14 protein-coding genes are annotated in these 12,823 nt (G+C 27.2%); 1 reads left to right on the forward strand and 13 read right to left on the reverse strand.

Annotated elements, in window-relative coordinates; genetic code table 11:
- Window positions 1-323 precede the first annotated feature (323 nt).
- From AVANS14531_RS01820 to pheS, 11 genes are all read right to left on the reverse strand, one after another.
- Entirely contained in the window at window positions 324-794 is a 471-nt protein-coding gene (locus AVANS14531_RS01820; protein ID WP_336611106.1) for a hotdog fold domain-containing protein, read from the reverse strand.
- Between the two features lies 1 nt (window position 795).
- Entirely contained in the window at window positions 796-1,593 is a 798-nt protein-coding gene (gene cmoB / locus AVANS14531_RS01825) for a tRNA 5-methoxyuridine(34)/uridine 5-oxyacetic acid(34) synthase CmoB (protein WP_442862385.1), read from the reverse strand.
- A complete protein-coding gene (locus AVANS14531_RS01830; RefSeq protein ID WP_239816786.1) occupies window positions 1,583-1,846 on the reverse strand; it encodes a DUF2018 family protein in 264 nt (87 codons plus the stop codon). Before AVANS14531_RS01830 ends, cmoB begins: the two co-directional genes overlap by 11 nt.
- A 10-nt stretch (window positions 1,847-1,856) precedes the next feature.
- The gene (locus tag AVANS14531_RS01835) at window positions 1,857-2,183 is read right to left on the reverse strand and encodes a hypothetical protein (protein WP_239816785.1); all 327 of its coding nucleotides are present in this window, start codon (window positions 2,181-2,183) and stop codon (window positions 1,857-1,859) included.
- A 1-nt stretch (window position 2,184) separates the two neighbouring features.
- Window positions 2,185-2,754, reverse strand: coding sequence for an elongation factor P (gene efp / locus AVANS14531_RS01840; protein WP_239816784.1), 570 nt, complete (start codon window positions 2,752-2,754; stop codon window positions 2,185-2,187).
- Window positions 2,755-2,773: 19 nt separating this feature from the next.
- Window positions 2,774-3,256: a hypothetical protein gene (locus AVANS14531_RS01845; RefSeq protein WP_239816783.1), complete on the reverse strand. Its 483-nt coding sequence runs from the start codon at window positions 3,254-3,256 to the stop codon at window positions 2,774-2,776.
- A gap of 2 nt (window positions 3,257-3,258) precedes the next feature.
- On the reverse strand, window positions 3,259-4,914 hold the full coding sequence (locus tag AVANS14531_RS01850; protein WP_336611108.1) for a 30S ribosomal protein S1: 1,656 nt from the start codon (window positions 4,912-4,914) through the stop codon (window positions 3,259-3,261).
- An 85-nt stretch (window positions 4,915-4,999) separates the two neighbouring features.
- A complete protein-coding gene (locus AVANS14531_RS01855; protein ID WP_336611109.1) occupies window positions 5,000-5,827 on the reverse strand; it encodes a 4-hydroxy-3-methylbut-2-enyl diphosphate reductase in 828 nt (275 codons plus the stop codon).
- Window positions 5,817-7,097: a 3-phosphoshikimate 1-carboxyvinyltransferase gene (gene aroA, locus AVANS14531_RS01860; RefSeq protein WP_336611110.1), complete on the reverse strand. Its 1,281-nt coding sequence runs from the start codon at window positions 7,095-7,097 to the stop codon at window positions 5,817-5,819. The genes AVANS14531_RS01855 and aroA overlap by 11 nt, the downstream gene beginning before the upstream one ends.
- Window positions 7,094-9,400 carry a phenylalanine--tRNA ligase subunit beta gene (gene pheT, locus AVANS14531_RS01865; protein ID WP_336611111.1) on the reverse strand — a complete coding sequence of 769 codons (2,307 nt, stop codon included), beginning with the start codon at window positions 9,398-9,400 and terminating at the stop codon, window positions 7,094-7,096. The genes aroA and pheT overlap by 4 nt, the downstream gene beginning before the upstream one ends.
- Window positions 9,397-10,380, reverse strand: coding sequence for a phenylalanine--tRNA ligase subunit alpha (gene pheS, locus AVANS14531_RS01870; RefSeq protein ID WP_442862386.1), 984 nt, complete (start codon window positions 10,378-10,380; stop codon window positions 9,397-9,399). Before pheS ends, pheT begins: the two co-directional genes overlap by 4 nt.
- A gap of 92 nt (window positions 10,381-10,472) precedes the next feature.
- On the opposite strand from pheS, the gene AVANS14531_RS01875 reads away from it, so the two are divergent.
- Window positions 10,473-10,835, forward strand: a complete 363-nt coding sequence (locus AVANS14531_RS01875; protein ID WP_239816777.1) for a histidine triad nucleotide-binding protein — start codon at window positions 10,473-10,475, stop codon at window positions 10,833-10,835.
- Between the two features lie 146 nt (window positions 10,836-10,981).
- Here AVANS14531_RS01875 and queC read toward each other — a convergent pair whose 3' ends face one another.
- Window positions 10,982-11,653, reverse strand: a complete 672-nt coding sequence (gene queC / locus AVANS14531_RS01880; RefSeq protein WP_336611112.1) for a 7-cyano-7-deazaguanine synthase QueC — start codon at window positions 11,651-11,653, stop codon at window positions 10,982-10,984.
- The gene (locus tag AVANS14531_RS01885; protein WP_336611113.1) at window positions 11,650-12,816 is read right to left on the reverse strand and encodes a pyridoxal phosphate-dependent aminotransferase; all 1,167 of its coding nucleotides are present in this window, start codon (window positions 12,814-12,816) and stop codon (window positions 11,650-11,652) included. The genes queC and AVANS14531_RS01885 overlap by 4 nt, the downstream gene beginning before the upstream one ends.
- Between the last annotated feature and the right edge of the window lie 7 nt (window positions 12,817-12,823).

The raw sequence follows: 12,823 nt of genomic DNA on the forward strand, positions 1-12,823 counted from the left end.
ATTTTAAAAATACTGCAATTCAAATGAATATTTATTAAATTATTTTGAGCAAATATTTTTATAAAGTAAAATATTTGAAAATTGAAAAAATTTTCTATTTGTAATTTAATTGCTTTCATAATAGAATAGAATACTAATAAATTAATCTATAAATCAATTTAAATTAATTAAAATAAATAAATAATAAAAGAGTGCAAATAATACATCTTTTTCTTGGATCAAACATATTAAAAGAGTAAAAAAGTTAAAATGTGAAAATTATAGTTTTCAATACTAATTATAATTTAAATACTATAATCCAAGTTAGCCATTAAGCTAACTTATTAATCTTGCTTTTTGCTTTGATATTTTGCTAATTCGCTTTTTTGCATTTTTAAAATATGCTCTTCAGTTACTATTACATGAAAAACTGCTTCTAAGACACAAACATCTCTTATAAAGGCTTTTACGACTACTTCTCTTTTTTTACTATTATCAAATTTAGCATTAGCTTCATAAGTTAAAACATCTCCAACTTTTGCTGGAGCATAAAAACTTGTCCTTGAGCCAATTACACAAGTATTTTTCTTATTAATTGCAGCTTGCGCTACATAAGCAGCAGATGAATAAATAAAACCATTATGTGCTAGACCTTCGCTATCGCATATAAGCTCAGAAGTTATTTTTAATTGTAGAACAGCCCTATTTTCTTCTATTTCTGTTATATATCCGCTTAATTCATTGTTAATAGAAGGACAAGCTTCAATATTTGTTTTTACTTCACCTTCTGTTGTTTCTACTTTTTCTTCTGCCATATCAAACCTTTAATTTTACATAAACTCTTTTTGGTGCAGGATAACCTTCTTTGGTAAAATCATCATCAGCTAAAAAGTCTTCTAGACTAAACCCATCTATCCATTCGGTTTTTCTTTGTTCTTCAATCGTTGTTTTGCAAGTTGTTAAAACTTCAAAATCTTTGAAATTAGCTTTTTTACACCAGTTTTTTAAAGCACTTATTGTCGGTATAAAATACACATTAGACATTTTTGCATAACTTGTATCAGGAACAAGTGCAAAAGGTTGCTCGTTTTCAATATATATAGTATCAAGAAACACTACTCCATCTTTATTTAAACTTTGTTTGATTTGTTTTAACATTTGAACTGGATCACTTCTGTGATAAATTACACCTAAGCAAAATATTACATCAAATTTATGTTTATAATTGGGAACATCAGCCACACCTAAAAGTTCAAAATCTATGTTTGTTTTAAATAAAGAATTTAAAAATTGAAATTGTTCATAACATCTTTTACTAGGATCAAAGCCAACGATTTTTGTAGGTTTAAAGTCAAGCATTCTAAACATATAATATCCATTATTACATCCTATGTCTGCTACTACTTTATTTTCAATACAGCCTAAATGATCTTTTAAAAGATTAAATTTTACATTACTTCTCCATTCGCTATCTATGAGTAAATCATTAATCTTAAAAGGTCCTTTTCTCCAAGGCTTTAAAGATATTGCTTTTTGCAATATTTCTTCATTATTTAAACTATCATCAACAATTTCAACAATATCACCAAAATTTAATTTCATTTTAGCCTTCATGTCCTAAAATTTTTGCACAAAACTCTATATAAACATCATTTGCCTTATCTTCTAATAATGCATCGTTTTCAAACATAAATTTTTCTATTTGATAGCTATCAATATTGTTTTTTTCTAATAATATTCTTAAAGCTACAATTTCTTTGCAATAATTTACAACGCTATTATGAACTGCACCTCTTGGTGCATTTTGTAATACATCAATTAATTTTTCTTCAGGGGTTGTTTCAAATAATTTATCAAATTCATCCATTTTATTACCTTTAATAATCACTATATATTTGATTTTTATGTTTGATTTTTTTATATTGATTTTGTTTTTTAATTTTTTCTAAATTGTTATACTTATTAATTAATTCTTCCTTACTTAATTCAGAAAAACAACATAAATTTACAAAATTTTCAAGCTCTTTAGAATAAGAAGAATCAAGATAAGTAGGTTCGCATTTATTGATTAATTTTATATTTTGCTCTATGCTTAATTTAAATAATTCTTGAGAAAAATTTTCTTTTTTTAGAGCTAAAACAAAGCGGTGAGCAACTTTTTCAAGTGCTCTTAAATATTTAACACGCTTTGCTTTATCATTCATATTACTTGTTAGCTCTTTCTATATACTCGCCTCTTTGAGTATCTACTCTAATTACTTCACCTTCTAAAACATGGAATGGTATTTGAACTACTGCTCCACTTTCTAAAGTTGCAGGTTTTTTATTTGAGCCTTGAGTGTCACCTTTAAAGTTTGGCTGAGTTTCAACGATTTTTAACTCAACAACTTGTGGAACTTCAACACCTATAGCTTTTCCGTTGTGGAATAATACACTAACATTCATTCCATCAATCATCCATTTTCTACTTTCGCCTACATCTTCTTCACTGATCGCAACTTGCTCGTAAGTTTCAGTATCCATAAATTGGCAGAATTCACCATCATCATAAAGATATTGCATTTCTTTTTCTATAAGATTTGGAGATTCACACTTATCGCCTGCGTGGAATGTTTTTTCTAAAACCTTACCATTTACAAAAGACTTGATTTTTATTCTTACAAAAGCAGGACCTTTACCAGGTTTTACGTGTTGGTATTCAACAATTTTATATGGAATACCTTCTATTTCAATTTTTAAGCCTTTTTTTAAATCACCCATTGAATATGATGCCATTTTATTTCCTTTTATTAAATTAAATCCAAATTTCTTCAAAATTAGAATTGATATTATAACTTTTTAAGCTATCTACTAAGTAATGTAGCAAAGAAATGTTATTTGTATCAATCACTATTTGTGAATATTTTTTATTATTAATTAAAAAATATTTAAGGTTTAAATTAGATATTGTTTGCTTAACACAAAACATTGAATATGTGTCACTTTTATCAATATTTAACTTAAAAAATTTCTTTTTACTTAAATTTCCTGTATCTTGCAATTCAAAATGAATATAAAGCTCATTAGATATAGGAAAAAAATCATTTGAATTAGTATTTGCTAATTTCAAATACCAATCATTATTAGCAATAACCTTTTTAATACTCTCTACTTTTTCATCTATAATTTTAGAAATCTGTATATCTTTTGGATTTACAGATTTCAATACTAAAATAAGTGATATTATCAAAATACTTGAGATAATACCGAATATTAAATAAAGTAAATTACTTTTCATTATTATTGTAATTGGTCTTTAATAATATCTCCAATTGTTATTTTATCATCAGAATTAAATTTCTCTAAATCTTCGCGAGTTTTGATGATGTTTAATTTTTTTACACTTAGACGGATTTTTCCATTTCTTGTAAATATTAAAGCTCCTTCAATTTCATCTCCAATATTAGGCTTAGCTTCTCCTAAATCTTCATTTTTAATTAAAGCTTCAACTTTATCATTTACCTTAACAAAAACTCCGAAATCTTTAATGTCACTTACAACACCTTTAATAATATCACCTAGTTTGTGATCTTTTGTAAATAATGCACTAGGACTTTCTTCTAGGTGCTTAACACTTAAAGATATTTTTTGATTTTCTGAATCTATTTTTCTTATTTTTATTTTAATTTTATCACCAACTTTGTAAACTTTTTTGCAAGTTTCATTTTCTGTCCAAGAAATATCATCATTTAATAATAAACCTTCAACATTATCAATTTTTACAAATGCACCAAAATTAGTAATTGTGCTGATTTCACCTTCTATTATATCTCCAACTTTAAACTTCTCACTAAAACCATCAAATGGTTTTGGTAATAAGCTTTTTAAAGATACCCTTAAGCGGCGTTTTTCACAATCTATTTCAATTACTTCAACATCAATTTCTTGACCTTCTTTTAAGTAATCTCTTGGATTTTTAACATTTTTATCCCATGAAATTTCACTAATATGTAAAAATCCTTCTATATCATTTCCTAAATCTACAAAAGCACCATAATTTTCAATGTTAGAAACAACTACTTTTAAAACATCACCTATTTCTAAACTATCTTTAATTTCATCCCATGGATCACTAAGAGCTGCTTTGATTGATAATGATATGTGTTTTTTCTCTTCATCATAACCAACAATTTTTACAACTACTTTATCACCTTCTTTATAAAGAGTGCTAGGATTAACTGGCCCTTTATAAGAGATTTCACTATAATGAACTAATCCATCAACGCCACCGATATCAACAAACATACCATAACTTGTAAGTTTTCTTACAACACCTTCTTTTAATTCAGTATCATTTACTATATTTGTAATTAGTTCTTTTCTCTTTTTGCGTTCTTCATCGTTCGCTTTTTTCTTAGAAACTACAATGCTTTGTGTTTCTTCATCAATTTTTAAAATTTTAACTTTAATTTTCTTGTTCATTAAAGTGTTTAATTCTTTATGTGAGCATTGAGATTTTGGTAAAAAGAATTCTACTTCATTAGCATCTACTGCTACAAAACCACCACGATTTTTACCTATTACTTTAACATCAAAAATTTCATTATTATCTTCATTATAATTTTTTATAAATTCAACAACTTTTTCTTTTCTAAGTGCTTTTTTATAAGATAAAATTCTACGACCATTACTACTACCAACGATAGTAACTTTAATAGTGTCATCTATATTGAATAATAATTTGTCATCTTTTGTTATTTCTGCTATATTTAAAACGCCTTCTGATTTGTCTTGAATATCAACAAAAACTTCATCGCCTTCGATTTTAATTATTTTACCTTCAATAATTGCAATATTTTCAGGGTTTTTTTCGCTTTCAAACTCATCTAACATTGTCGCGAAATCAATGTTTTCTAAATCTTCTAAATTGTTATGAGCTCCATTTAACTTAGCCATTTTGGTCCTTTTGTAATAAAATTAATCAAATTAAGAAATGATTATGCCCTATTCTATCACTATTTAACTTACAAGTAATAAATATCTATGAAAAATTTTCAATTTTTTTTACTACTTTTTCAATAATCCAATCAGGCGTACTAGCTCCAGCACTTACTCCACATAGTTTTTTATTATTAAACCATCTATAATCTAATTCATTTTCATTTTCAATTAAGTAACTATCATTACAATGTTCTTTTGCAATTAAAAATAATTGTTTTGTATTAGAGCTATTTTTTCCACCTACTATAATCATCACATCACTTTTCATAGCAAGCGACTTAATTGCTTCTTGGTTTTTAAAAGTTGCATCGCAAATTGTATTAAAAACTCTTACTTCTTTTACTTTTAACATCAAATAATTTGCAATTTGCATAAATTTTTCTACTTTTTTTGTTGTTTGACTAACCAAAGCTACTTTATTTTTAAATTTTACTTCGTTTAATTCGTTTTCATCTAAAACCACATAATTATTAGTAGTTGCGTAACTTCTAACACTTTTTACTTCAGGATGATTACTATCTCCAAAAATTACTATTTCATACCCTTCACTACTCATTTTTTCAACTATTTCTTGTGGTTTTTTAACAAAAGGACAAGTTGCATCAATAATTTCTCTGCCACTTGTTTTTAAATTATCTAAATCTTGTTTAGTAATTCCGTGTGTTCTAATTATTGCTTTTTTTTCATTTCCTAATTCGCTAATATCATTTAAGGTATTAACATTAAAATCATTCTTTAATCTTGTTATTTCATCATTATTATGAATTAATGGCCCAATTGTTGCAGCATCTTTTGTTTTTTCTGCTTGTTTTATAGCTCTTTTTACACCAAAACAAAATCCATAACTTTTAGCTAATTCAATTTTCATTATTAATACCAAAATTACTTAAAATATCATAAAAATTAGTAAAAGACGCATCTACACATTTTGTATCATCTATATTAATTTCATAGTCTTTTGCTAGTAAAGAAAAACTCATAGCAATTCTATGATCTGCAAAGCTTTTTAAATTAAAATTATTTCCTTTAACGCTTTTTCCAATAACGCTAAATCCGTCTTCAAATTCTTCGTATTCAACGCCTAAAAGTTTATAATTTTCAAGCACTGCTTTTATTCTATCGCTTTCTTTTACTCTTAATTCTTTTGCATTTTTTACAATAGATTTTCCATTAGCATATAAAAACGCTATTGAAAGTGCTGGTATTTCATCAATTAGCCAAGAAATATTTTCGCTTACTTCCACTGCTTTAAGCTCAGAGCTTTTAATTATAATATCACCTATGCATTCATAATTATTTTCTTTAATTTCATATTTAATATTAGCTCCCATTTTTTCTAAAACAACAAAAGCTTCAATTCTAGTTTTATTTAACAATACATTTTTTAATTTCAATGTAGAGTTTTTGCTAATAGCACATAAAACTGCAAAGAAAAATGCTGAAGAAGGATCGTTTGGCACTTTTATTGAATATGGCTTTAATTTTTGAGTTATTGGTTCAACCCTAACTATATTATTTTCTACTTTTATAGGTGCGTTCATTAGTTTTAATAAATTTTCAGAATGATCTCTGCTTAATTCATCTTCGCTAACTTCACAACCATTACTTAACAATCCAGCTAAAATTAAAGCAGTTTTTACCTGAGCCGATTTTAGATAGTTATGGTATTTAAAGTACTTTATATTTTTGCCTGCAATTGCCAAAGGTGCGTAATTTGCTTCATCTCTTCCGTAAATATTTGCACCTAAATCATTTAATATAGCACTAACTCTTTTCATAGGTCTTTTATTTAAATATTCATCTCCGCTTAAAACAAAAAAACCTTTAGAGCTAGCTAAAAAACCTATAAGTAATCTCATTAAAGTTCCTGAGTTACCGCAATCAAGAACCACATTAGGAGAAATTAATTCTTCAGGCGGAGTTATTATTAATTCATCTTCTTTAATTTGAACTTTTGCACCTAATTGCTTTATTACTTCTAAAGTATGCAAGCAATCTTGCGCATATAAATAATTAAGCACCCTACATTCGCCGTTAGTTAGTAAAGAAAACAAAGCAGCTCTATGTGATATTGATTTATCGGCTGCTATATTTTCTAAAACTATATTAAATTCTTTTTTTATTGTTGGAATTTTCATCTTAACTTTAATCCTATTTTTTCTAATTCACTTATGATTTGGCTAATTTCATTATTTACATCATCATTTTTCAATACTTTTTCATCATCTACAAAACTAAAATTAATACTTAAACTTTCAAAATCTTTTAAGCTTTCATCTTGATATAAATCTATGATTTTAAACTCTTTTAGATTTTTAATATTTAGATTATTAATTAAGTTTTTAATAATTGAATAATCATAATTTTTAGGTACTAATATGCTTAAATCTCTTGTTGTTCCTTGGAATTTAGAATAAGATTTTGCTTGAATAAAATCATAAACTAAAGCATTAAAATCAATTTCACACAAATAAGTAATAGGTAGTTCTAATTCATTTTCTAAATGTAAATCAAGTCTTCCAACTACTCCGATTTTTACTCCATTTTTATAAATATCAGCTCTTTCAAATTCACTAAATAAATGAAAATCGCTAGTTCTTAATTCAAATTCTTTTAAAATTGTCTTTAATTCACTTAAAAATGTAAAGAAATCAATATTTTTTGCTTTTGCATGATTTTTAATATTTGAGCTTTCATTTAAACCTGAACTAATAAAAGCAATTTTTTTACTCTCATTACCTGCTTCATCAAAAGTGCTACCGATTTCAAATAATTTAACTGATTTTCTTGAGTTATTAAAGTTAAATTGAGCTTGCTTTAATAAAGTAGCCATAATAGAACTTCTTAAAGTATTCATATCACTTGTAATAGGATTTATGATTTCATTTTTAATATATTTTAATCCTAATTTTTCTAAGAATTCTTTACTATCAAATACATAACCAACGCTTTCAAAATATCCACTCATTAAAGCTCTTTTTCTAAGCTCTAAAGATTTTTGATAATTTAAATAAGTTTTATTTGTTCTATTTGATTCATAAAATTCTAAAGGTTTTGGCTCTATATTATCAATTCCTATCATTCTTACAATTTCTTCGCAAATATCTGCTGAATTGCTTATATCGTGTCTATAAAAAGGAATTTTAAGATATATATTATCTTCCGCAATACTTAGCTCAAAACCCAATCTTTTTAATATTTTTACAACATCGTTTTTCTCACAGCTTTGACCTATCATTTTTTCTAATTCTAAAATATTGCAACTTATTGAAAGCTTTTCTTTGGTTGGAGTGTTTTGACATGAGCTTCCATAAATTTTAATATTTTTATCAAGCTGTAAAAGATTAAATAAATAATCAATTCCAATATTTAACTCAGGCTCACAACCTCTAAAACTTCTATAAATATCCGTATTTTTATAGTTTTTATGAGTATTTGCTATGATGTTTGGATTTACATAATTAGCTACTATTAATATCTTCTTACTTTCATTGCTGATTTTAAAATCTTCATTTTGAGTAATTCCTAAAACGGCTAATTCTTTATCTTTAAATCTGATTGCAAATTCTTTATTTTCTTTTGTTTTAACATCAAGGCTAATTTGTTCGCATTCATCACATATTTTGTTTAAATCAAAAGCATTAAATAATACACCGCTTGCATGGGTTGAATATGATAATAAATTTTCAATAGAATTTGATTTAAGCTCTTCAATGCTTGCTAATCTTAATTTTACTTTTAGAGAATTTTCAATATCTTCTAATAACTCAATGGCTTTTATACTTACATTACCATCTATTCCATCGCTAAAATGAACATTTAAAATTCTTCTAATGCCTTCTGCATTATCAATATCTTTAAAAGCTTTTCTTTCTTTTAGATTAATGTCTAATGCAGCACTTAAATCCCTAGCAACTCCATTTATACTAAGGCAATCCCCACGATTAGGAGTAAGTTCAATTTCAATTAATTCATCATTAAATAAAGAATATTCACAAAGTTCTTTTCCTAAAACAAGCTCTCCTATACTATCATCTAAAACCATTATTCCATCATTGATTTTTGCAAAACCAAGCTCGGTTGATGAGCATATCATACCATTACTCTCAACTCCACGTAATTTAGCTTTTTTAATAGTAATTTCACCTATTTTAGCACCTTCTAAACTAACTGCTACAAATTGTCCTGCTTCCACATTTTTAGCGCCACAAACTATTTGTAAAGTCTCATTACCAACATCTACTTGGCATACGCTTAATTTTTCAGCATCTGGGTGTTTTTCTTTGCTTAAAACTTTTGCCACTACTACTTTAGCAGGAGCTATTAGAGTATGAACGCCATCTACTTCTAATCCTATACTATTTAAAGTTGTTACTAATTCATCTGTACTTATATTTTTTAAATCTATAAATTCATTCAACCAATTTTTACTAATAATCATTTAAATTGCTCCAATAATCTTAAATCTCCTTCAAATAACGACCTTAAATCAGGAATTTTATGAAGTAACATAGCAAATCTTTCAACACCTAAACCAAAAGCATATCCACTAACATTTTTGTAACCTACATTTTTAAATACATTAGGATGCACCATTCCACAACCCATAACTTCTATAAAGCCTGTTTTTTTACATACTCTGCAACCACAACCGCCACAAAATACACAAGAAATATCAACTTCAGCACTAGGTTCAGTAAATGGAAAAAAGCTAGGACGAAATCTAACTTTAACATCACCAAACATATATCTTAAAAACTCTTCTAATACATATTTTAAGTTAGCAAAAGATATTTTATCACCCTCTTCTACTACAAGCATTTCAATTTGATGAAACATCGGTGTATGAGTCATATCAAAATCTCTTCTAAACACAGCACCAGGTGCAATCATTCTAATAGGTGGATTTTGTTTTTGCATTGTTCTTATTTGAACTGGACTTGTTTGTGTTCTAAGTAGCATTTTATCAATGAAATAAAAAGTATCTTGCATATCTCTTGCAGGGTGAGATTTAGGTAAATTTAAAGCCTCAAAATTATGAAAATCATCTTCAATTAATGGACCTTCTTCTAAGCTAAAATTTTGTCTTACAAAATAATCAATAATCTTATCCATTGTGCTCATTACAGGATGAAGTGCCCCTGAACTTGATTTTTCATCAAAATAAGCAAAGTTAAAAGCATCTTTTTTTGCTTTTGCTTTTATAAACTCATCTTTTAAAACCTTTTGTTTTTGAGCAAAATTATCATTAAATTCATCTCTTAGCTTATTTAAAATTTCTGCTCTTTGTTTCTTTTCATCGCCTTCTAAGTCTTTTAACTTAGCAAATTCACTTGTTAAATATCCTTTTTTACCAAGAATTTGCACCTTAATTTGCTCTAATTCTTCAAGCGAAGAACAATTATTTAAACTTTTTAAAATATCTTCCAAGAGTTAGCCTTTTTGTTGATTTTTTACAATTTTAGTGTAAATTACATAAATAAACGATTAAAATTATTAAAAAAGGAAAGAAAATGAGTGATTTAAATGTTTTTGAAAGAATTGTTATCGGAGAGCTTCCTTCAAGTAAAGTATTAGAAAATGATGAATTTTTAGCTTTTCACGATATTGACCCAAAAGCTCCTGTTCATATTTTGATTATTCCTAAAAAAAGATTTACAAGTTTTCAAGAAGTTGATGGTGCTACAATGGCTAAAATGACTGATTTTATTCATGAAGTTGCAAAATTATTAGGCCTTGATAAGAGTGGTTATAAACTACTTACAAATGTTGGTGCTGATGCAGGACAAGAAGTATTTCATTTACATTTTCATATGTTAGGTGGGCTTAAATTATTCATACCTAAAGTAGAAGAAAATAAAGAAGCTTTATTTTAATTTCCTAATTCAAATTCCTAATTCAAAAAAAAGAATTTGAATTAGGAATTAGGTTTGCTGTCTAAACTAGATAAAACTACATTAGCTAACGAATATAATAAATCTAAATAACTTAAATAAGCTATATATAATTTAAAGAATTTGAATTAGGAATTACTTTCGTATTTTATTAAATCCTTAAATCCTGCTTCGCTAAAACCTTTTAATCTTAATTGACAAGATTCGCATTTGCCACAAGCTAATTCATTGCTATCATAACAACTATAACTAAGCTCTAAAGGTGCTTTTAAACTCATTCCAAGTTTTACGATTTCAGATTTTTTAAGTTTAATTAGTGGAGTAATGATTTTTATATCTTCTCCACTTCCTTCTTTAATAAATGCTGCAGTTTTTTCTACAAAATCTAAAGTAGTATCAGGATAATTGCTAGAATCTTCGCTAACTAAACCTGTATATATAGCACTTGCATTAAATCTTTGTACAATTGCTGCTGCAATACTATAAAAAATACCATTTCTAAACGGCACATAAGTATTAGGCACTTTTCCGTTTTCTCCTAAAGTGCCTTTTGGAACTTCTAAACTAATATCTGTTAGGCTTGAGCCGCCGATTTGTTTAAAAAAATCCATATCTATTGCCATTTTTTGTATTTTATAAAAATCACAAATATCATTAAATGCTTTTAGCTCTCTTTGCTCTGTTCTTTGATGATAATTAAAGTGAATTGCAATAACCTTATAACCATCACGAATAGCACAAGCAGTGCTTACACAACTATCAAGCCCACCACTTAAAATACTTATAGCAATTTTACTCACTTATATTCCTTAACAAACTCAGCTATTTTTTCTATACCCGCTATAATATTTTCCATTGAAGTTGCATAAGATATTCTAAAATAACCCTTCATACCAAAGCCACTTCCAGGAACGCAAGCTACTTTTTTCTCATCTAAAAGCTTAGCGCAAAACTCAACATCATCAGGATTAATACTAGAGCAATCTATGAATAAATAAAATGCTCCACTAGGTTTTGAAAGTAATTTAAGCCCTTTAATATCGCTTATCATTTCACAAGCTTTATCTCTTCTTTTCTTAAATTCTTCTTTCATCATAGCAATGTCACTATCAATTTCTCCTACTAAAGCAGGAATTGCAGCTGCTTGAGTAATACTGCAAATATTACTTGTGCATTGTCCTTGAAGATTTTTCATAAGTTTATTTAATTCTTTATTTTTACTCGCACTATAACCAAAACGATAGCCTGGCATAGCAGCACACTTGCTAAGTCCATTAATAGTAACGGTGCGATTTAGCGCATCTTCGCTTAAACTTGCAAAAGCTACAAATTCTCCATCATAAACTAATTTTTCATACATTTCATCAGCTAATACTACAATATTTGTGCCTTCTAAAACTTTTGCTAAAGCCATTAATTCATCTTTAGTATATAAAGCACCAGTAGGATTGCTAGGGTTGTTTAAAATTAATATTTTTGTCTTAGGTGTAATAGCTGCTTTTAGTTCTTCAGCACTTAATTTGAAATTATTTTTTGGAGTTATGATTACAGGAACTCCGCCAGAATACTTAACTTGCTCAGGATAAGTTACCCAGTATGGAGCTGGAATTATTACTTCATCACCATCACAAACAAGAGCTTGAATAGCGTTAAATAAACTATGCTTTGCTCCAACATTAGCTATAACTTCGCTTATTTCATAATCTAAATTATGATCTCTTTTAAGTTTTGTGCAAATTGCTTTTAAAACTTCAGTAGTTCCTGCAACAGGAGTGTATTTACCACAACCATCATTAATAGCTTTAATTGCTGCATTTTTTACTATTTGTGGAGTATCAAAATCAGGCTCTCCTGCACTAAAACTAATAACTTTAACACCTTGTTCTTTAAGTAATTTTGCTTTAGCTGTGATTGCTAAAGTTATTGATTCTTCCAAACCTTTAATTTTTTGTGAAAATTGCATTCTCTCT

The sequence above is a fragment of the Campylobacter sp. Cr9 genome (assembly GCF_020138295.1).
Classification (GTDB): Bacteria; Campylobacterota; Campylobacteria; order Campylobacterales; family Campylobacteraceae; genus Campylobacter_E.